Origin of the sequence: Streptomyces sp. BR1 (assembly GCF_052373795.1) — a bacterium.
Classification (GTDB): Bacteria; Actinomycetota; Actinomycetes; order Streptomycetales; family Streptomycetaceae; genus Streptomyces.
The window spans coordinates 4117191-4136682 of record NZ_CM126252.1; the positions used below are offsets into that span (position 1 = coordinate 4117191).

Sequence of the window (19492 nt, forward strand, 5' to 3'; positions counted from 1 at the left end):
GGTTGGTTCGGCCTTCGTGAATAACATCGCGCAACTCCGCCAGGTGGTCAAGAAACTTCGAGTAACTCGCGTGGTGTCGATCAACTCGCCATCCGTACCTTCCGGTTCATGGCAATGCAGATCAATGCATCGGAGTCTCACGCGGCAACCGAGCTGCTACGGGCAGCGCTGAACCGTGCGGGGATCGTTCTCCCGTCGCTGGGTACCGACGACGGATCATCCCTGGGGCTCGTCACCTTGGGGCGCGTGCGCCCCGACGTGGCGGTCCGGCTGGCCGCTCGTCTCGACATGGGGCAGGACGTATGAACGGGGCCGTGGAAACTCGGCGCGCGGCTTCCGACTGGCTCGCGTCCGCGCACCCCACACCTGCGACGGCGTGGCTGGAGTGGCAGCGGGGTGGCATCGCGATGCTGCCGACGGGCCGAGCCTTCGACACGGTCCGCGTCTCCGCCGCGATCGTCCACGCGGCCGCGCAGAGCGGCGACTCGGGCGCCGTCGGCGCGTACCTCGCCCGCGTACTGGACGGACCCGTCATCCACGACGCCTACGACACGAGCGTCTGGTACTACGCCCTCGTGCCGCCGGGCAGCTGCGCCCACCACCGAGCCCCCGACGCGACACTGCTCGGCCCCGACCCGACCTGGCTCGGCGTCCCCGCCGTACACCGCACCGCCCGCCCCGGGGTGTACTGGCTGCTCCCGCCCCGCCACCGCGCGGACCACTGCGCACCGGCAGGCGTGGACGAGGTGATCCACCACGGGCACCACCGCGTCACCGAGTGGGGCCCAGGGCCGGGCGGGCCTGACCTGGACACGATCGAGCGGGGCTGCCGAGACCTCCTCGACGGGCCGACGGACCACGCGCACGACCTGGCCGCCGCGACAGAGTCGACCCTCCGCGCCCGCGGCTACCTCATGCTGCTGCTCCCGGTCCTGGAGGACGCCGAGGCGCGGATTCCCCCCGGCGATCCCGCGCGCAGCCGCGTCCTCCTCGCCGTCACCGAGGCGAAGCGCCAACTGGACCTGGACATACGGGAAGCCGACCCGGCCCGCCAGTACGCACACGTACGGCGCCTGGTCGACTGCTGCCACGGCTACGTGAAACTCCTGCGCGAGCTCGACGCGCGGGCCTCTGCCCGGTGAATGGTGAACACGGCGAAGGGCCGGACCGGGAACACGCCCCGGTCCGGCCCTTCGCTGTACATCACCTGCTGAAGCCTGTGCCCCCGGCAGGATTCGAACCTGCGACACCCGCTTTAGGAGAGCGGTGCTCTATCCCCTGAGCTACGGAGGCGGGGCTACGTGCGGCCGCCGCTGTGGGCAGCCCAGGACAGGGTAGCGGATGAGGGCGGGGGAGCGGGGTGGGCGGGTCGGGGGGTGCGGAGCAGGACCGCGCTCACCGCCGCCGCCAGCAGCATGAACGCCGCCGACACCACCAGGCACAGGTGGATCCCGTCGACGAAGGCCAGGCCGAACGCGTGCAGCATGCGCGGGGTGGACGCGCCCAGGTCGACCGTGTGGACCGCGCCGAAGCCGCCGCCGTCGACCGCGGCCACCACCCGGTGCCGCGCATCGGGCGCCACACCCGCATCGGACAGGCGGCCCGGCAGCGCCGCCGTCACCTTCGTCGTGAGCAGCGCGCTCATCAGGGCCGGGCCGAGCGCCCCGCCGACCTGGCGGAACGCATTGCTGCCGGCCGCCGCCATGCCTGCGAGCTGCTGCGGCACCGCGTTGATCGCCGTCGCGGTCATCGGCGCGAACACCGCCCCGAAGCCCACCCCGAGCATGATCAGGCGCCAGGCCAGCCCGCCGAACGACGTCCCCGCGTCTATCGACGTCAGGGACAGCAGTGAAGCCGTCGCCAGGAGCAGACCCCCCGTGATCAGCACCCTCGCCGACACCCTGTGCATCACCTGGCCGAACACCGGGCCCGCCACCATCGCCGGGAGCGTGAACATCAGCATCCGGTACCCCGCGTCCAGCGTCCCCAGCTGCTGCACCTGGCCCAGGAAGAGCGAGAGGACGAAGATGAAGCCGATCAGGCCCAGGAAGCTGATCATCGCTACCAGCGCCGTCGCGCTGAACGCCGCACTGCGGAACAGTTTCAGGTCCAGCATCGGGCTGTCGCTTCGGCCCTCGACCACCACGAAGGCGATCAAGCCCAGCCCCGCCAGGACCAGCGCCACCACCACCCTCGTCTCGCCGAACGACGAACTCCCGCCCTCGATCACCCCGTACACCAACGCCGTGATCGCGACCGCGGCCGTCAGCTGGCCGGGCCAGTCGAGTCTGCGGCTGCCCGCCGCGCGCGAGTCGGCCACCAGCCGGGCGGCTATCGCCATGGTCAGCAGCGAGGCCGGGACCGGGGCCAGGTAGATCCAGCGCCAGGACGCGTGCTCCAGGATCACGCCGGAGATCATCGGGCCGACCGCCAGCGCGCCCATCAGGGACGCCGTCCACATGCTGACGTACTTCGCCCGCTCACGCGGGTCGGGCACGGCGTGGCTGATCAGTCCGAGCGTGGCGGGCAACAGGGCCGCGGCTCCCACGCCGGCCAGCGCCTGCCCCGTCCACAGGACCGCGACACTGTGCGCGCTCAGCGCGACCGCCGCTCCGACCGCGCAGAACACCAGCCCCGCCTGGAAGACCTTCCGCCGCCCGTACACATCGCCGACGACACCCGCCGTCAAAATGAGCGCCGCCATCGGCAGGACGAAGGCGTCGGTGACCCAGGACAGGTCGGCCGTCGACGCGTCGAGTCCGCGCTGGATCGTCGGCAGGCTCACCGAGACCGTGGTGACCGGCAGATAGGCGACGAAGACGCCCACACAGGCCATGACGAGAGTGGCGGCACGACTGTCGCGCCTCGTGGCATTCACTCGGGCTCCTTTACGCGTACGGTTACGTCCTCGGTATGCGCATACGTACGCGCTCGATAGGCATCAACTGCCCTCCCCAAGGGCGGAATTCACCTACCGGAATCTGCTCAGGACTTCGCGCTCACTTCCGTCAGATGGCAGCGCTCGATCCGTCCGCCCGTCACCGTGAACCGCAGCGCGATCGGATTCGCGGCCCCGTCCCCGGCGCCCCCGCACGCGAATCCCGTGACCACCGCGTCCTGCCCCAGCACCAGGAAGTCCTCGTCCGGCGCGAACACCTTGTCCAGCGTCGCGAAGAACCGGGAGACGGCCGACAGGGCGGCGTCCGGGCCCAGATCGGCCGCGTTCGGGGCGCCCGGGGCGAGGAAGTCGACGCGGTCGGCGAAGAGGCCGAGCAGGCCCGCCGAATCCCCGGCGCGCTGCCGGGCGAAGAACGCCTCGACCACTGCCCGGGTGGGCTCAGCCGATACAAACGACCCTGATTCGACGGGGTGTTGGGGCATCTCGATCCTCTCGACTCGGTGCGTCCACTCTGCGCCCGTACGTATACAGAAGTCCAACATCTACATCGTCTGCGCACCATAATCAGCAGTTATGGAACTGCGGCAGCTGAAGTACTTCGTCACCGTCGCCGACTTGGCGAGCTTCACCAGGGCGGCCGACGCGCTGCATGTCGCCCAGCCCGGCGTCAGCGCACAAGTGCGGAAGCTGGAGAAGGAGTTGGGGCACGACCTCCTCGACCGGTCCAGTCGTACGGTACGGCTCACCCCCGTCGGCGGGATGCGGCAGGCGATCGACGAGCTCAGCGGGCTGGTACGCGGCCGCGTCACCCTCGGCACCGTCGTCTCCATGGGCCGCACCATCGATCTGCCCGGGCTGCTCGCCTCCTTCCACGAGGCGCACTCCGGGGTGGAGATCGGGCTGACCGAGGACAGTTCGGAACACCTTGTGGAGGCTCTGCTCGGCGGGCGTCTCGACCTCGCCGTCATAGGCTGGACGGCCGGAGCCGCCCGGCCGCCCGGCGTCACGTTCCACGACATCGTCAACGAACCGCTGGTCGTGGCCGTCAGCCATCAGGATCCGCTCGCCGCGCGCGCGAGCGTCGGCCTCGACGAGCTCGCCGACCGCGCCCTGATCTGCCTCACCCCGGGCACCGGGCTGCGCGCCACCATCGAGGCCGCGTGCGCCTCGGCGGGGTTCAGTCCGCGCGTCGCCTTCGAGGCCGCCGACCCGCACGTCCTCGCTCAACTCGCCGGACGCGGCCTGGGCGTGGCGATCATCCCCGCCTCCCTCGCCCGCGCCAACGCGGCGGTCGTGCGGGTCGTCGAGATCGTCGGACCGCGCCCGTACGGCTGCCTCGCCCTCGCCTGGCGTACGGACGGACCCACCAGCCCGGCCGCCGCCGCACTCATCGCCCACGCCCGCGCCCGGTTGCCGGAGGCGACCTGACGCCGTCGCGCGCGTACGCAAGAGCGGGAACTCCGTCAAAGTCGGGCCGATAATCCGCCTCAATTCCTCATAGCTGCGGAACGACTTCGGATTTCCGTCCGCGCTCCGCAAGAGTCGAGGTCGGTAGGACTCGCACCCTGGGGGAGCAAAAGGTGACCAGTGTCCGCACATTACGTACGTACCTCCGCACATTTCCGGCGGCGCAGCAGCCGGACTGGCACGGCCGCGCGGAACTCGGGCGCGTAACGGAAGAACTCGCCTCGCTGCCGCCGCTCGTCGCCGCCGGTGACGTCGACGCGCTGCATGCGCGGCTCGCCGCCGTCGCGGCCGGGAAGGCGCAGGTCATCCAGTCCGGCGACTGCGCCGAGGACTGGGCCGAGGCCGGTCACGGCGATGTCGCCCGCAAAGTGGGGCTGCTCGAAATGCTGGCCGGGGTCATGAGGATGGCCTCGCACAAGCCGGTCGTACGGGTCGGACGGCTCGCCGGGCAGTACGCCAAGCCGCGTTCCCGGCCGACCGAGGTGGTGGGCGGGGTGGAGTTGCCGGTGTATCGGGGGCACATGGTCAACGGGCCTGAACCCGACCCGGAGGTGCGCCGACCCGATCCCACTCGGATGCTGACGGGTTATCAAACTTCATGTGCAGTGGTGGAGTTGCTGGGGTGGAGTGAGCGGCGCGGCCGGATTCCGTATGACACGCCCGTGTGGACCAGTCATGAAGCCCTGCTCCTCGACTACGAGCTGCCGCTGGTGCGTCGCCAGGAGGACGGGCGGCTGCTGCTCACCTCCACCCACTGGCCGTGGATCGGCGAGCGCACCCGGCAGATGGACGGTGCGCATGTCGCGCTCCTAGCCGCCGTCGCGAACCCGGTGGCCTGCAAGGTCGGGCCCGGCATGACCGTCGGGGAGCTGCTCGCCCTGTGCGACAGGCTCGACCCGCAGCGCATACCCGGCCGCCTCACCCTGATCGCCCGCATGGGGGCCGACCGGGTCGGCGAGCGGCTGCCCGCGCTGGTCGCGGCCGTGCGCGCGGCGGGCCATCCGGTCGCGTGGCTGACCGACCCGATGCACGGCAACACCGTCGGCGCGCCCGACGGGCTCAAGACGCGGCTGGTGAACACGGTCGTACGGGAGGTCGTGGAGTTCCACCACGCGGTCACCGGCGCGGGCGGTGTGGCGGGCGGTATGCATCTGGAGACCACGCCGGACGCGGTCACCGAGTGCGTCACCGATGCGGAGGGGCTGCACGAGGTCGGCGACAAGTACACGAGCTTCTGTGACCCCCGCCTCAACCCGCGCCAGGCGGTCGCGGTGGCCTCTGCCTGGCTGGGCTGACCCCGTCGCGGCGAGGCGCATATGTTGTGGGGTGCGCCGCCCGTATCCGCCGTAGCTCGTCGTATCCGCCGTCACAGGAGGGCACCCCGTGCCGCACCCTCATACCCCGGCCTCCGCCGAAGCGCTCCTCACCGCGCCCGGAGCGCCCTTCGCCGTGGAGCGCGGGGCGGACGGGGTGCCGGTTTATGTCGCCGGGCCACGGACTCTGCGGGAGTTCGTGGAGGTCACCTGGGCATACGGTGACCGGCCGTTTCTGGTGGCGGAGAGCGGGACGTACACGTACGCGGAGTTCTTCGCGGCGGCCTCCGCCCTGGCCCGGCGGCTGGTCGGGGTCTATGGGTTGCGGCGCGGTGACCGTGCCGTCGTGGCCATGCGGAATCTGCCCGAGTGGCAGGTGGCTTTCTGGGCCACGCAGCTGGCGGGGCTTGTGGCGGTGCCGCTGAACGCCTGGTGGACCGAGGACGAGTTCGCGTACGCGCTCGACGACTGCGGGCCCGCTGTGCTGCTCGTCGACGGGGAGCGGCTGGAGCGGGTCGCGGGGTGGGCGCGCGGGGCCTCGGTGCCGGGCATTGTTTTCGAGGGCGTGGGTGAGCTTCCGGAGGGCTTCGAGGCGTACGAAGGTATGCCCGACCTGTTGGAGCTTGCGGCGGCCGAGCCCGACGCCGGGCCGCCCGACGTGCCGGTCTCGCCGTCCGACGACGCCACGATCATCTACACCTCCGGCACCACCGGGCGGCCCAAGGGCGCCGTGGCCACGCACCTCGCGCAGGCCGGGGCCGCGATGAACCCCCGCTTCCACGCCGCCATGTCCCTCCTCGGACGGGGTGAGGTGCCGGGACAGGGGCCCGCGCCGGTGTCCCTGGTGACGTATCCGTTCTTCCATGTGGCGGGCTTCAGCGGGTTCTACTCCGTGATGGGGTCGGGCGGCACGCTGGTCATGATGCGCAAGTGGGACGCGGGGCGGGCGCTGGAGCTGATACGTGAGCACGGGGTGACGCATTACGCGGGCGTCCCTACGACTGCCCTTCAACTCCTCGACGCGGCGGAGGAGTCGGGTGACCCGATGTCTTCGCTGCGAATGTTCAACACCGGTGGGTCCTCCGCGCCGCCCGGGTTGGTGGGGCGGCTCACCTCGCGGTACGGGGAGCGGATCGAGCCGCGCAATGGGTACGGGCTGACCGAGACCAGTGGGGGAGTGCTGGCGAACTTCGGTGCGGAGTACCGGGGTTGGCCCGACAGTGTGGGGCGGCCCACGCCCACCACCTTGGTGCGGGTCGTCGACGTCGTGGGGCGGGATGTGCCGGACGGGTCGGTGGGTGAGCTGTGGCTGCGTTGCCAGTCCAACATCCGGGGGTACTGGAACGATCCGGCCGCCACCGAACTGGCCTTCGTGGACGGGTGGTTCAGGACGGGGGACCTGGCGGTGCTGCGGGACGGCCGGGTCGCCGTCGTCGACCGGATCAAGGACATGGTGATCCGGGGTGGGGAGAACGTGTACTGCGTGGAGGTGGAGGCGGCGTTGTGCGGCCACCCCGCGGTGCTGGACGCGGCGGTCGTGGGGGTGCCGCATGCGCGGCTTGGGGAGGAGGTGGGGGCGGCGGTGCAGGTGGGTGGTGTGGTGACCCCGGACGAGCTGCGCGCCCATGTGTCCCGGACGCTGGCGGCCTTCAAGGTCCCGACGCAGGTGTTGATCGGGCGGGAGCCGTTGCCGCGGAATGCGACGGGGAAGGTGCTGAAGCGTGAGCTCCGGGCGCGGTTTTCCCCCACCCCACCCCTTCCCTGAACCCTCCGGGGGTGGGTGGGGGTGGAGGTGGTTCTCCCGGGGGCGGTGCCCCCGGACCCCCGGGCGGGGGCTGCGCCCCCTGCACCCCGCTACGGGGCGCTGCCCCGGACCCCGGCCGGGGTGGGTGGGAAGCGGGCTGCGCCCCTGCACCCCAGCGGGGCCTGCGGCCCTGCACCCCGCTGCGGGTGGGTGGGGTAGCGGGGCTGCGCCCCTGCGCCCCGTTTGTCTGCGGATCGTGCTGGGTTGCTCACGCAGTTCCCCGCGCCCCTAAGAGGGCCCTTCGGGCCCGTCAAAGGAGGGCCCGAAGGGCCCATTCAGGGGCGCGGGGAACTGCGCGACCAGCCCCCACCCACCCGCGGACGACCGACATCCGCCGGAGGCTTTCGGGAAGGGGTGGGGTGGGGGGAAAGCCCTCAGCCACGAGTGACCCGCACCCGGTAGTTCCCCAGCTCATCCACCCCAAGAACCGCCACCCGCACCCCCCGCTCCCGGTCAGTGAAATGCTCCCCGGGAGCAAACGGCGCGTCGGAGAGTTCCGCCTGGACGTTGGGGCGGCGGGTGCAGCCGCCGCTGTCCTTTGTGCTGTCCGCGACCGTGATGGGGCCCCGGCCCGTGTCGACGTCCGTGTTGACCCGGTAGATCAGGACCCCGGGCTTGCACACCGCCTCGTCGTTGCCTCCCCGCGTGCGTACCTCCAGCGCGTAACCGGACTCGTCCGACAGCGGGACGAAGACCAGCTTGCGGCCGGTGCCGGGGGCGGAGAGCGGGGTCAGGACGTACTCCGTCGTGCCCGGCCGCGACGCACAGTTGACCTGGGAGTTGTCGATCCAGCCCAGCTTCCACTTGTGCCAGCCGAGCATGTCGTTGTTGGCCCCCCAGTCCTCGGACATGATGTCCCAGTGGCCGACCGCGCCCCCGCCCTCGGGGGTGTACAGGTCGGGCAGCCCGAAGACGTGGCCGTTCTCGTGCGGCAGCACGCGGTAGCCCGTCTCGCGGTACGAGCCCGACCCGTCGTCCTGACGGCTGTAGACGAACGACGTGTTGGAGAGCGGCACCCCGTCCGCCACCGGCGCGTCCTCGTTCCCGGAGAAGGTGACGGACAGGACCGTGTCCAGCGCCGACGGCCCCGCGTTCGGGGTCATCAGGATGTTGACCAGGTCGTACTTGGCGAAGTTCACCCGTGAGCCGGCCGCCGCCACGATGTCCTTGACCAGCCGGTGGTAGCCGGGCTCGTACGGCGCGCCGCGCTCTATCCCGTACGCCGAGAACGCCTGCGGCATCCGCAGCCACTGCGGGATCGGGGCCTCGGGGCGGTAGTCGAGCCGACCGTACGACGCGGTGCGGAACCACTGCGTGGTCTGCGGGACGAACTCCTCGTACCGGCTCAGCGCCGACTGCGGACCCGGCGCGTCCGGGAAGTCGACCATCAGGGTGAGGGCGCGGACCGTGCCGGTGGAGTGCGCGTAACCGGGCGGGGTCGGCAGGCCCTCCGACATCTGCACGCCCATCGTGGCGCTGATCCGGCACGGGCCGAGCGCCAGATCGCCCCCGGAGGCCACCGGCCCCGCCGACGCGCGCGAGGGGGCCACGAGCGTGGTGCTGCCGGACGTCATCGAGGCAAGGACCACGGCGGCGAGCGCGGCGCCAGCGAGGGTGCGGCGCCGACGAGGGTCGCGCGGCCCGCCGGATATCGGACGGCGGGGCCCGCCGGACTCCTCCATACGTACGTCCATACGCACGCCCGCCTTCGGCCGTCCGGCAGCAGGCCGGTCCCTGACTGCGCTCGTGCGATCACCCTGTGTCGGGCGTGTCGCGGGCGCGCGCTGGGTGGGCCGCGCGTGTGGTTTTCCGATTCGGAAGGTGTGACTCAGGTCACATGAAACTGGCCGACCGGTCGGAAATAACCGGGGAGCCTTTCCCCGTTTGCACCTGTGTCCCGCCGAAACGGGGAGAGCTTCCCCGCTTCGGCAATCTGATCGGAAAAGCTTCGAAGGAGTGCGTGTCGTGTCCACCGCCACCGCTGCCACCGCCGCAGAGCCCCGCCGCGCCCCGCGCCCGCGGGCCGACGCCCTGCGCAACCGGGAGCGGATCATCGCGGCCGCCCGCGAGATCTTCGTGGAGGAGGGCGCCATGGTGCCGCTCGACGAGATCGCGCGGCGCGCGGGCATCGGCAACGCGACCCTCTACCGGCACTTCGCGGACCGCGCCGAGCTGGTCACCAGCGTGGTCCTCGCCGTGATGGAGCGTGTGGCGGTGGCCGCGGAGACGGCGGCGGCCGAGGAGTCGGACGCCTTCGCCGCGCTGCGCCGGTTCGTGTACGCGGCGGCCGACGAGCGCATCGGGGCCCTGTGTCCGATGCTCTCCGAGGGCTTCGAGCGCAACCTGCCGGAGCTGGAGGCCGCGCGTGACCGCCTGGACGGGGCCGTCACGGACCTGATGGCGCGGGCGCGGCGCAGCGGCCAGCTGCGCGACGACGTCGCCGTGGGCGATCTGATGGTCGCCCTCTCCCAGCTCACCCGGCCGCTGCCGGGCACCGCGTGCCCGGGCATCGACGGGTTCGTCCGCCGCCATCTGCAGCTGTTCCTCGACGGGCTGATGGCCCCGGCGCGGTCCCAGCTGCCGGGCAGCGCGGCGAGCCTCCAGGACCTCAGTCAGATGCAACCGGGCACGACCGCGTAACCGAGCAACTACCAAGCAGCACCCGAGACTTCCGTACGCACTCCGCAGACTTCAGCACTCCGCTTTCAGCACAACGCGTCCCAAGGTGGCTACACCCATGTCGAAAACAGCTCAGGCTCCGGCCGTGGACCTCGCTCCTGACCCCAGTCGCTGGAAGGCCCTCGCCTTCATCGCGCTCGCCCAGTTGATGGTCGTGCTCGACGCGACGATCGTGAACATCGCCCTGCCGTCGGCCCAGAAGGCCCTCGACATCTCCGACGGCAACAAGCAGTGGGTCATCACGGCCTACGCCCTGGCCTTCGGCGGACTCCTGCTCTTCGGCGGCCGCATAGCCGACCTGTGGGGCCGCAAGCGCACCTTCGTCGTCGGTCTGCTCGGCTTCGCCGCCGCGTCCGCGCTCGGCGGCGCGGCCACCGGTGAGGCCATGCTGCTCGGCTCGCGCGCGCTCCAGGGCGCGTTCGGCGCGCTGCTCGCGCCCGCCGCGCTCTCCCTGCTCGCGGTGATGTTCACCGACGCCAAGGAGCGCGCCAAGGCGTTCGGCATCTACGGCGCGATCGCCGGTGGCGGCGGCGCCGTGGGCCTGATCCTCGGCGGCTTCCTCACCGAGTACCTGAACTGGCGCTGGACGTTCTTCGTCAACATCCCGTTCGCGATCATCGCGGCCGCCGGTGCCTACTTCGTCATCCGTGAGCCCTCGGGCACCCGCAACCGCTCGCCGCTGGACGTCCCCGGCGTGGTCCTGTCCACCCTCGGTCTGGTCTCCCTCGTCTACGGGTTCACCCGCGCCGAGTCGGCCGGCTGGTCCGACACGCTGACCGTGGGCATGTTCGTCGCGGCGGCCGTGCTGCTGCTCGCGTTCGTGGCCACCGAGGCCAAGGTCAAGCACCCGCTGCTGCCGCTGCGCGTGGTCACCAACCGCAACCGGGGCGGGGTCTACCTCTCCCTGGGCCTGGCGATCATCGCGATGTTCGGCCTCTTCCTCTTCCTGACGTACTACCTCCAGGTCGTGAAGGGCTTCTCGCCGGTCAAGACCGGCTTCGCGTTCCTGCCGATGATCGCGGGCATGATCACGGGCTCCACCCAGATCGGCGCCCGGCTGATGACCCGGGTCCCGCCGCGCCTGCTGATGGGTCCCGGCTTCCTGACCGCCGGCATCGGCATGCTGATCCTGACCCAGCTGAAGATGGACACCTCGTACGCCGGTCTGATCCTGCCCGCGCAGATCCTGCTCGGCCTCGGCATGGGCACGGCGTTCATGCCCGCGATGTCGCTGGCCACCATCGGTGTCGAGCCGCGTGACGCGGGTGTCGCCTCCGCGATGGTCAACACATCGCAGCAGGTCGGCGGCGCCATCGGCACCGCCCTCCTGAACACCATCGCGGCCTCGGCCACCACGGCCTACGTCACCTCGCACGCCGCCACCGCCAAGAGCGTGGAGCTCCTGAAGCTCCAGGCGATGGTGCACGGCTTCACCAGCGCGATCTGGTGGGCGGTCGGCATCCTGTTCCTCGCCTCGGCGATCGCGGTCACGCTGATCACCACGGGCAGCCCGGGCTCGGGTCCGGTCTCCGGTGACGGCGACGCCGTCGAGGACGAGGTCCGCATCCCGGTGGTCGCCCACTGACCCCGGCCTGAGGCCGCGGGCCTCACACCTTGGTACGTACGGTGCGTACGTACGTAACGCACCACGACCTGCCCTGGTTCCTCAGCGGAGCCAGGGCAGGTCCGCGTTCGCGTCCTTGGGCTGCAGGCCCTCGGCGATCAGGCGCATGATCTGGCCCAGCTGTTCGGCCTGTTCGGGTGTGAGCCGGTCGAACATCGCCTGGCGTACGGCGGCGACATGGCCGGGCGCGGTGCGCTCCACCACCGCGAACCCCTCGTCGGTGAGCGCCGCGAACTGGCCGCGCTTGTCCGAGGGGCAGTCCTCGCGGCGCACCCAGCCGTTCTTCTCCAGGCGCGCGATCGCGTGCGAGAGGCGGGAGCGGGTGATCTTGGCGCCGATGGCCAGCTCGGTCATCCGCAGCCGCCGTCGGGGCGCCTCGGAGAGCTGGATGAGCAGCCCGTAGTAGATGTGCGGCATTCCCGCGTCACGCTGGAGCTGGCGGTCCAGATGGTCTTCGAGGAGCGTGGTGGCATGGAGGTAGGCGCGCCAGGTGCGCTGCTCGTCGTCGGTGAGCCAGCGCGGCTCCTCGGCGGGGTTGGTGGTCATGGACTCCACTGTACGACTACTCCTTGAAAGTTGAACTAGATGGAGCTAATCTCGACGACAACGAAAACTTTAGAGTTCAAGTAGATCTCTTCAGTGGCCAGTAGACAGGGAGTCCGCCATGACCGCCACCTCCGCAGTCGACCCCGGCGCGACCATGGGTGCTGCCCGCGAGGGTGGCGCCGCAGGGCGGATGCCCGCCCTCTACCTCTCGCACGGCGCCCCGCCGCTCGCCGACGACGCCCTGTGGCCCGGCCAGCTCGCCGCGTGGTCCGCCGCGCTGCCGAAGCCGAAGGCGATCCTGATGGTCTCCGCTCACTGGGAGGAGGCCCCGCTCGCGCTCGGCGCCGTGGAGACCGTCCCGCTGGTGTACGACTTCTGGGGCTTCCCGGAGCACTACTACCAGGTCACGTACGCGGCCCCCGGAGCCCCGGAACTCGCGGACAGTGTACGGAAGTTGCTGCGCGGCGCAGGAACGCCGGTCCAGGACATCGAGGACCGCGGCCTCGACCACGGCGCGTACGTCCCGCTGGTGGAGATGTTCCCGGCGGCCGACATCCCGGTCCTGCAGATCTCCCTGCCCACGCTCGACCCGCAGAAGCTGATGGACATCGGCCGCAAGCTCGCGCCGCTGCGCGAGGAGGGCGTACTGATCGTCGGCAGCGGGTTCTTCACCCACAACCTGGCCGCACTGCGCCACCAGGGCGGCCAGGTGCCCGCCTGGTCGGCCGAGTTCGACGACTGGGGTGCGCGGGCGCTGGCGGCGGCCGACGTGGACGCGCTGCTCGACTTCGAGCGCAAGTCCCCGGCGGGCCGCCTCGCCCACCCCAGGACCGAGCACTTCGCCCCGCTCTTCGTGACACTGGGCGCCTCGGACGCGTACGGCGAACTGGACGATCAGCGCAGCGTCATCGACGGCTTCTGGATGGGGCTCGCCAAGCGGTCGGTGCAGTTCGGCTGACGCGCGCATGAGGCAACGGTGTGCAGCAGCCTGTACTTCGTAAGAAGTACGGGCTAAAGCTCCTTCTCGTACCAGGCGACGTCCCAGTAGCGGTCGAACTTGCGGCCCACTTCCCGGTACGTGCCGACGTGCGCGAAGCCGAAGCGGGCGTGCAGGCGCGCCGAGGCCTCGTTGGGGAGCGTCACGCCCGCGTACACGCGGTGGACGTCCTCCTTGCGCAGGGCCTCGAAGAGCGCTTCGTAGAGCAGCGAGCCGACGCCTCGGCCCCCGGCGTCGGGCGCGAGGTAGACGCTGGCCTCGACCGAGGTCGAGTACGCGGCCTTCGGCCGGAAGGCGCTGCTCGTCGCGTACCCGAGAATTCGGGCAGTCTGGACATCCTGAGCAACCAGAAGGCGGTGCGGGCCGTCTTCAGGGTGGGAGCGCAGCCACGAAAGACGCTCCTGCGGGGTGAAGGCGACCGTGTCGAATGTGATGGCGGTCTCACGGATGTAGTGGTTGTAGATCTCCGTGAGGGCCGCTATGTCGGCCTCGGCACCGGGCCTGACCTGCACCTCTGTACGTCCTTGCGGCATCCGTCCTCCGTCCGTGGCGGCACAGGGTACTGCATGATCACGAAAATCGATGGGCGGGACGGGAATTCTGTCCGGATTCCAGCCGTTGTTTCCATCGGATGCAGGGCACCCGCGAGGGTGTCGCGACCTACACAGCAAGGGAGCACGCATGGCAACCCGCGCCGTCGCCCGCAGTCGGTCCGCCAGCAGCGGATCCGAGTCGGGGAGCAGTGTTCGCGCCGTCAGCGGGGAGATCGCCGACCGCGACCTGGTCGGGATGTACCTCGACGAGATCGCGCGCACGCCGCTGCTCGACGCCGCCAAGGAGGTCGAGCTCTCACAGATCATCGAGGCGGGTGTGTTCGCACGCCAGATCCTCGACGGTGAGGTGGAGAGCAAAGCCGGCGGTGCCAGCCCCGAGGAGCTTCAGGCGCTCGTCGCCGAGAGCGAGCGCGCCAAGGACCTCTTCATCCGTTCCAACCTGCGCCTCGTGGTCGCCGTCGCCCGGCGCTACCCGAGGGCGGGCCTGCCCCTGCTCGACCTGATCCAGGAGGGCAACGCGGGCCTGGTGCGCGCGGTCGAGAAGTTCGACTACGCGAAGGGCTTCAAGTTCTCCACGTACGCGACGTGGTGGATCCGCCAGGCCATCACGCGCTCGATAGCGGACCAGTCCCGTACGATCCGCCTGCCCGTCCACCTGGTGGAGGAGCTGGGCCGGATCCGCCGGGTGCAGCGCGAGTTCAACCGGGAGAACGGGCGGGAGCCCGAGCCGACCGAGGTCGCCGCGGAGCTGGGTTCCACGCCGGAGCGGGTCATCGACGTCCTGGACTGGGCGCGCGACCCGGTCTCGCTCAACATGTCGGTCGACGACCAGGGCGAGACGCAGTTCGGCGACCTCCTGGAGGACACCTCGGCGATCTCCCCCGAGCAGTCCGTCCTCACGCTGCTGCGCAGCGAGGAGCTCGACGACCTGATCGGCAAGCTGGACCAGCGCACCGCCTCGATCATCAAGATGCGCTACGGAATCGTGGACGGCCGCGAGCGCACGCTGACGGAGGTCGGCAAGGAGCACGGCCTCACCCGCGAGCGCATCCGCCAGATCGAAAAGCACGCGCTGCTCGAACTGAAGAAGATGGCCAGGGACACGGGCTTCGACGCGGCGGCGTAAGCCGCACCCCGTTCCCGCCCCCCAGACGAGCCCCCGACACCCTCCCCCCCCTGGTGCCGGGGGCTCACCCTTACTCCGGCTGCGGTCCCGCCGCCCGGGACAGCCGCGCCCCCAGATCCGCCAGATACGCCGTCATCTCCACCGGCTGGGCCACCGCGAACTCGCAGTCCACCAGCGCCAGTCGGATCGCCAGCCACTCCGGCGAGTCCGCGACCCGCGTCCGCAGTCGGCAGCGGGATTCGCCGAGCGGCTCCGGGGCACCCATCGAGCGGGGCAGACGGGCCGTCACGAAGTCGGCCGGGGCCTCGAAGGTGACATCGAGGTCGACCATCGGCTGCATCCGCGACAGCGACCGGCTCACGAACTCCGCGGGGTCGCGCGCGGGCAGCTCCCGGGGCGCGAACCGCGCCCCCGTGGCGAACGGCTCGGCCACCCGGTCGACCCGGAACGTACGCCAGTCCTCGCGCTCCACGTCGTACGCGACGAGGTACCACCGCCGCCCCGTCGACACCAGCCGGTACGGCTCGACCTGGCGGCGCGACTCGCTGCCGTCGCCCTTGCGGTACGCGAACCGCAGCCGCTCCTGCCCGGTGACCGCCGACGCCATCACGGTCAGCGTGTGCGGGTCGACGGTCGCGCTGTCGCCGCCCCACCCGCCGGTCAGCGGCATCGTCGCGGCCTGGAGCGTGGCGACCCGGTGGCGCAGCCGGGACGGCAGCACCTGCTCCAGCTTGGCCAGTGCCCGTACGGACGCCTCCTCCACCCCGTCGACCGCGTGCCCCGCGCCCGCCCGCAGGCCGACCGCGATGGCCACCGCCTCCTCGTCGTCGAGGACCAGCGGCGGCATCGCCTTCCCCGCGACCAGCCGGTATCCGCCGTCCGCGCCCAGCGTCGCCTGGACCGGATAGCCGAGCTCGCGCAGCCGGTCGACGTCCCGGCGCACGGTGCGCCGCGAGACGCCGAGCCGGTCCGCCAGCTCGCCGCCGGGCCACTCGCGGGGCGTCTGGAGCAGGGAGAGGAGCTGGAGCAGCCGAGCCGGGGTGTCCGTCATGGCTCCAGGGTCCCAAAAAATTAGGACGCACTCTGACCTATATGGGGTCTAGCGTTCCTCTCATGACCTCAACGACCAGTCCCCCAGAAGACGCGACCTCAGCCGCAGCAACAGCAGCGGCGGCTTCGGCCGACCGCCGCCGGTGGTTCGCCCTGGCCATCGTGATGACCGCGGCCTTCATGGACCTGGTCGACGTCACGATCGTCAACGTGGCCATCCCCTCGATCCAGAAGGACACCGGGGCGACCTTCGCCTCGATCCAGTGGATCACCGCGGGATACGCGCTGGCCTTCGCCGCAGGGCTCATCACCGGCGGCCGCCTCGGCGACATCCACGGCCGCAAGAAGCTGTTCCTCATAGGCATGACCGGCTTCACCATCGCCTCCGCGCTGTGCGGCTTCGCCGCCAACCCGGAGATGCTGGTCGCCTCCCGCATCCTCCAGGGCGGCATGGCCTCCCTGATGGTGCCTCAGGTGCTCTCGATCATCCACGCGACCTTCCCGGCGGAGGAGCGCGGCAAGGTGTTCGGCATGTTCGGCGCGGTCATCGGCCTGGGCGCGGTCTCCGGCCCGATCCTGGGCGCGCTGCTGACCGAGTGGAACCTGTTCGGTCTCGAATGGCGCCCGATCTTCCTGATCAACCTGCCGGTCGGCATCGCCGGTCTGATCCTGGGCGCCAAGTTCATCTCCGAGTCCAAGGCGCCGAAGGCGCTCAAGCTCGACCTCGTGGGTGTCGCCCTCGTCACCCTCGGCCTGCTGATGCTGCTCTACCCGCTGACCCGCGGCCGCGAGCTGGGCTGGCCGCTGTGGGGCTATCTGTCGATGGCGGGCAGCCTGGTCGTCTTCGGCGCGCTCGTGGCGTACGAGAAGGTCAAGGCGCGCCGGGACGGTTCGCCGCTGGTGGAGCTCTCGCTGTTCCGCGTGAAGAGCTTCGCGGCGGGCATCGCGGTGCAGATGACGTTCGGCATAGCGATGGGCATCTTCTTCCTGGTCTGGACGCTGTACATGCAGATGGGCCTGGGCTGGAGCGCGCTGCGCGCGGGTCTGACGGGCGTCCCGTTCTCGATCGCGATGTCGGCCGCGGCCGGTATGTCGGTCCAGTCGCTGGTGCCGAGGTTCGGCCGCAAGGTGCTCCAGGCGGGCGCCCTGATCACCGGTCTCGGCCTGCTGATCTACATCTGGGAGGCGCACCACTTCGGCATGGACATCGCCTCCTGGCAGATGGCGCTGCCGCTGGTCGTGCTCGGCATCGGCATGGGCCTGATCGTCGCCCCGCTCACCGACGCGGTCCTCTCCGAGGTCCCGCAGGAGCACGCGGGTTCGGCGTCCGGCCTGATCAACACGGTCCAGCAGATGGGCAACGCGCTGGGTCTGGGCCTGGTGTCGGTGGTCTTCTTCGGCTCGATCAGCGACCACCTGACGCTTGCGGAGGTCGGCCCGGCGTTCTCCACCGCGTTCCAGCGCTCGCTCTGGGTCGTGGCCGGGGTCTGCGCGGTGATCTTCGTAGGCATGTTCCTGCTCCCGGCGAAGCCGAAGCAGCACTTGGAGGGTGGCGCGGAGGATGCCTCCCCGGAGCCCGCGAAGGAGCCCGCGCTCACCCAGTGAGCCGCGAGGCTTTAGGGGCGCGGGGAACTGCGCGACCAGCCACGCACGGTCCGCAGTCGAAATACCCGCACTCCCGGCGTAGCGCACGGGGAACGTAAACGGCGGGTCCGAAGGCCACAGTTGGCCTCCGGACCCGCCGTTTCGCTTGCCCTGAAAAATAATCAGGCGGCCACCGCGTCGCGCTCCGCCTGCTCCATCCTCGCCCGCCCCTTCTTCCCCGTACGGATCGTGTAGAACATCAGCCCACCGAGGACCACGAACGGGAGCGCGTTGGAGACGCCGACCATCGTGTCCGTGTCGAGTACGTACACCAGCGCCGCCTTCACGCTCGCCTCGGCCAGGAACGCGACGCCCCAGATCACCGTCAGCTTGCGCTGGCTCCGGCGGAAGCCCGGGTACTGGTCCCACATCGCGTTCCACTTCGCCACGCCCTCGCGCGTGCCGTCCGTGGCGAACTTGCGGCCGAAGTAGAACATCAGCGGCCGCTTGAGCGTCAGGCTGACCAGGAAGGCGAGGCCGAGCAGACCGGTCAGCGCCGAGTCCTTCAGGAACAGCAGCTTCGCGCTGTTGTACGCGAGCGCGCTCACCGCGCTGAGCAGCAGCGTGATCAGGATCATCATGCCGAACTCGTCGACGCGCCGGTGGAGCGCGAAGTAGAGACCTATCTCGGCCACCGGCCAGGCCGAGATGAGCAGCAGCGCGGGCACCTCGCTCATCCCGTGATCGGTGAGCATCCCGTAGGTGATCCACGGCAGGACGACGCTGAACAGGATCGTCGGACCCCACGTGAGCAGTATTGCCCTGCCATTACCGGCACTGGACATGCCGAACTCCCTTTCCCCCGCCCGACCGGTCGTGGTCGGATCGGCGGAAGCATAGAGAGCGTAGGGGGGTTGGCGGAAATTAGACCCCGGGGGAGCCGGGAAAAGTGGGTGACGACTCGTCAGGAGACGTGTGCCAGGCGTTCCATCGCCCTGCGCGCCGCGTCTTCCGACGCGTACACCTCGCACATATGGCTGCCGTCCGGCGTCGCCGTGTGCTCGACTTCCCACAGGCTCAGCTCGGTGCCGTCGAGCAGCAGGAACGCGTGCTCGTAGAGGATGACGCCGCCGTCCCGCCGGTCCGTGCGGCCCTGGCCGCCGAGCGCGCGGGCGATCTGGTGGGCGAGGGCGCCGCGCAGCAGCCGGGCGACCGGCTCGCCGGGGCGGTCCGGGTTCTCGGCGCGGCGCAGCAGCCGGCGCGCGTGGTCGGCCGAGTCGTCCGGCACGTACACCCGCGTCGCCCCGGAGGACTCCACCGGCGCGAGATCGCGCAGGGGCTCCAGGCCGTGCCAGCTGTCGAGGCCGTCCACGCCGTCGAGGACACCGAGGTAGCCCAGGTATCCCACGTGCCCCGGGCCCGTCGTCGCGCCGAGCCGGGCCGCCGCCAGCCGGGCGCTCTCCTCGTCCGCGTACAGCTCGTTGCCCCGCTGGTGGACGAGCTCCCAGAGGGTGACCGTGGTGCCGTCGAGCAGGAGGTACGTGTGGCGGTACGTCTCGCGGCTGAGCCCGGGTCGGCCGGGGCCGCCCGAGACGTGCAGCGAGGAGTGGAGCGACGTGGTGTGCGCGAGCGCCGAGTCGAGGCTGTCGACCAACTCGTCCGGCAACTCGAAGGAGTTCAGCGCGCGGCCGAGCAGACCGGCGACGTGCTCCTCGGCCGTTTCGTACTCGCACTCGTTGGGCACCAAGGCGTCTCCCCGCCGTAGCTGTTCGTCACGTAGAGGGTGCTCAACGTAGCCCCTGCGCGCGGTTTGCGCAGGGGGCATGGCCGAAACATTCCCATCGGCTTG

At 70.6% G+C, this 19492-nt stretch carries 18 protein-coding genes and 1 tRNA gene; 10 read left to right on the top strand and 9 right to left on the bottom strand.

The annotated features are described in order from the left end of the window. The first annotated feature begins 108 nt into the window (after positions 1-108). A complete protein-coding gene (locus ACT1U9_RS18040) occupies positions 109-306 on the top strand; it encodes a hypothetical protein (RefSeq protein ID WP_444533754.1) in 198 nt (65 codons plus the stop codon). Positions 307-314: 8 nt separating this feature from the next. Beyond that, the gene (locus tag ACT1U9_RS18045; RefSeq protein WP_444533755.1) at positions 315-1142 is read left to right on the top strand and encodes a DUF6415 family natural product biosynthesis protein; all 828 of its coding nucleotides are present in this window, start codon (positions 315-317) and stop codon (positions 1140-1142) included. A gap of 78 nt (positions 1143-1220) precedes the next feature. On the opposite strand, the gene ACT1U9_RS18050 is transcribed toward ACT1U9_RS18045, so the two are convergent. The 3 genes from ACT1U9_RS18050 to ACT1U9_RS18060 form a co-directional block, all read right to left on the bottom strand. Then, positions 1221-1293: transfer RNA gene (locus ACT1U9_RS18050), tRNA-Arg, on the bottom strand. 4 nt (positions 1294-1297) lie between these two features. Then, positions 1298-2836: an MFS transporter gene (locus ACT1U9_RS18055; protein WP_444539157.1), complete on the bottom strand. Its 1539-nt coding sequence runs from the start codon at positions 2834-2836 to the stop codon at positions 1298-1300. A 149-nt stretch (positions 2837-2985) separates the two neighbouring features. Next, positions 2986-3381, bottom strand: coding sequence for a nuclear transport factor 2 family protein (locus ACT1U9_RS18060; protein ID WP_444533756.1), 396 nt, complete (start codon positions 3379-3381; stop codon positions 2986-2988). A gap of 91 nt (positions 3382-3472) precedes the next feature. Between ACT1U9_RS18060 and ACT1U9_RS18065 the strand changes: the two genes are divergently transcribed. From ACT1U9_RS18065 to ACT1U9_RS18075, 3 genes are all read left to right on the top strand, one after another. Continuing rightward, positions 3473-4327, top strand: coding sequence for a LysR family transcriptional regulator (locus tag ACT1U9_RS18065; protein ID WP_444533757.1), 855 nt, complete (start codon positions 3473-3475; stop codon positions 4325-4327). Between the two features lie 152 nt (positions 4328-4479). After that, entirely contained in the window at positions 4480-5661 is a 1182-nt protein-coding gene (locus ACT1U9_RS18070; RefSeq protein WP_444533758.1) for a 3-deoxy-7-phosphoheptulonate synthase, read from the top strand. Positions 5662-5749: 88 nt separating this feature from the next. Further along, positions 5750-7444 (top strand): class I adenylate-forming enzyme family protein, encoded by a 1695-nt coding sequence (locus tag ACT1U9_RS18075; protein ID WP_444533759.1) that lies wholly within the window; start codon positions 5750-5752, stop codon positions 7442-7444. Between the two features lie 413 nt (positions 7445-7857). On the opposite strand, the gene ACT1U9_RS18080 is transcribed toward ACT1U9_RS18075, so the two are convergent. Continuing rightward, complete coding sequence (locus ACT1U9_RS18080) at positions 7858-9165, bottom strand: M6 family metalloprotease domain-containing protein (protein ID WP_444539158.1); 1308 nt, start codon at positions 9163-9165, stop codon at positions 7858-7860. 283 nt (positions 9166-9448) lie between these two features. On the opposite strand from ACT1U9_RS18080, the gene ACT1U9_RS18085 reads away from it, so the two are divergent. Both ACT1U9_RS18085 and ACT1U9_RS18090 read left to right on the top strand, forming a co-directional pair. Then, complete coding sequence (locus tag ACT1U9_RS18085) at positions 9449-10123, top strand: TetR/AcrR family transcriptional regulator (RefSeq protein ID WP_444533760.1); 675 nt, start codon at positions 9449-9451, stop codon at positions 10121-10123. Between the two features lie 97 nt (positions 10124-10220). Continuing rightward, on the top strand, positions 10221-11747 hold the full coding sequence (locus ACT1U9_RS18090) for an MFS transporter (protein ID WP_444533761.1): 1527 nt from the start codon (positions 10221-10223) through the stop codon (positions 11745-11747). Positions 11748-11828: 81 nt separating this feature from the next. Here ACT1U9_RS18090 and ACT1U9_RS18095 read toward each other — a convergent pair whose 3' ends face one another. Continuing rightward, positions 11829-12341, bottom strand: a complete 513-nt coding sequence (locus ACT1U9_RS18095; RefSeq protein ID WP_444533762.1) for a MarR family winged helix-turn-helix transcriptional regulator — start codon at positions 12339-12341, stop codon at positions 11829-11831. Between the two features lie 145 nt (positions 12342-12486). Here ACT1U9_RS18095 and ACT1U9_RS18100 point away from each other — a divergent pair, with 145 nt between their 5' ends. Then, positions 12487-13290, top strand: a complete 804-nt coding sequence (locus ACT1U9_RS18100; RefSeq protein WP_444539159.1) for a dioxygenase family protein — start codon at positions 12487-12489, stop codon at positions 13288-13290. A gap of 53 nt (positions 13291-13343) precedes the next feature. Here the strand turns inward: ACT1U9_RS18100 and ACT1U9_RS18105 are convergent, their stop codons facing one another. Further along, positions 13344-13862: a GNAT family N-acetyltransferase gene (locus tag ACT1U9_RS18105; RefSeq protein ID WP_444533763.1), complete on the bottom strand. Its 519-nt coding sequence runs from the start codon at positions 13860-13862 to the stop codon at positions 13344-13346. Positions 13863-14010: 148 nt separating this feature from the next. On the opposite strand from ACT1U9_RS18105, the gene ACT1U9_RS18110 reads away from it, so the two are divergent. Beyond that, positions 14011-15009, top strand: coding sequence for a sigma-70 family RNA polymerase sigma factor (locus tag ACT1U9_RS18110; protein WP_444533764.1), 999 nt, complete (start codon positions 14011-14013; stop codon positions 15007-15009). A 70-nt stretch (positions 15010-15079) separates the two neighbouring features. Here ACT1U9_RS18110 and ACT1U9_RS18115 read toward each other — a convergent pair whose 3' ends face one another. Further along, the gene (locus ACT1U9_RS18115) at positions 15080-16060 is read right to left on the bottom strand and encodes a helix-turn-helix transcriptional regulator (protein WP_444533765.1); all 981 of its coding nucleotides are present in this window, start codon (positions 16058-16060) and stop codon (positions 15080-15082) included. Positions 16061-16122: 62 nt separating this feature from the next. Here ACT1U9_RS18115 and ACT1U9_RS18120 point away from each other — a divergent pair, with 62 nt between their 5' ends. After that, positions 16123-17664, top strand: coding sequence for an MFS transporter (locus tag ACT1U9_RS18120; protein ID WP_444533766.1), 1542 nt, complete (start codon positions 16123-16125; stop codon positions 17662-17664). A 161-nt stretch (positions 17665-17825) separates the two neighbouring features. Here the strand turns inward: ACT1U9_RS18120 and ACT1U9_RS18125 are convergent, their stop codons facing one another. Both ACT1U9_RS18125 and ACT1U9_RS18130 read right to left on the bottom strand, forming a co-directional pair. Continuing rightward, entirely contained in the window at positions 17826-18488 is a 663-nt protein-coding gene (locus tag ACT1U9_RS18125) for a VC0807 family protein (protein ID WP_444533767.1), read from the bottom strand. Positions 18489-18607: 119 nt separating this feature from the next. Then, on the bottom strand, positions 18608-19390 hold the full coding sequence (locus ACT1U9_RS18130) for a DUF6227 family protein (protein ID WP_444533768.1): 783 nt from the start codon (positions 19388-19390) through the stop codon (positions 18608-18610). Between the last annotated feature and the right edge of the window lie 102 nt (positions 19391-19492).

Bases quoted from the DNA above. Each gene is read 5' to 3' on its own strand.
- ACT1U9_RS18100 (WP_444539159.1), top strand. From the start codon at position 12,487: ATGGGTGCTGCCCGCGAGGGTGGCGCCGCAGGGCGGATGCCCGCCCTC.
- ACT1U9_RS18120 (WP_444533766.1), top strand. From the start codon at position 16,123: ATGACCTCAACGACCAGTCCCCCAGAAGACGCGACCTCAGCCGCAGCA.
- ACT1U9_RS18080 (WP_444539158.1), bottom strand. From the start codon at position 9,165: ATGGAGGAGTCCGGCGGGCCCCGCCGTCCGATATCCGGCGGGCCGCGC.
- ACT1U9_RS18105 (WP_444533763.1), bottom strand. From the start codon at position 13,862: ATGCCGCAAGGACGTACAGAGGTGCAGGTCAGGCCCGGTGCCGAGGCC.
- ACT1U9_RS18055 (WP_444539157.1), bottom strand. From the start codon at position 2,836: ATGGCCTGTGTGGGCGTCTTCGTCGCCTATCTGCCGGTCACCACGGTC.
- ACT1U9_RS18040 (WP_444533754.1), top strand. From the start codon at position 109: ATGGCAATGCAGATCAATGCATCGGAGTCTCACGCGGCAACCGAGCTG.
- ACT1U9_RS18125 (WP_444533767.1), bottom strand. From the start codon at position 18,488: ATGTCCAGTGCCGGTAATGGCAGGGCAATACTGCTCACGTGGGGTCCG.
- ACT1U9_RS18065 (WP_444533757.1), top strand. From the start codon at position 3,473: ATGGAACTGCGGCAGCTGAAGTACTTCGTCACCGTCGCCGACTTGGCG.
- ACT1U9_RS18115 (WP_444533765.1), bottom strand. From the start codon at position 16,060: ATGACGGACACCCCGGCTCGGCTGCTCCAGCTCCTCTCCCTGCTCCAG.
- ACT1U9_RS18060 (WP_444533756.1), bottom strand. From the start codon at position 3,381: ATGCCCCAACACCCCGTCGAATCAGGGTCGTTTGTATCGGCTGAGCCC.
- ACT1U9_RS18110 (WP_444533764.1), top strand. From the start codon at position 14,011: ATGGCAACCCGCGCCGTCGCCCGCAGTCGGTCCGCCAGCAGCGGATCC.
- ACT1U9_RS18090 (WP_444533761.1), top strand. From the start codon at position 10,221: ATGTCGAAAACAGCTCAGGCTCCGGCCGTGGACCTCGCTCCTGACCCC.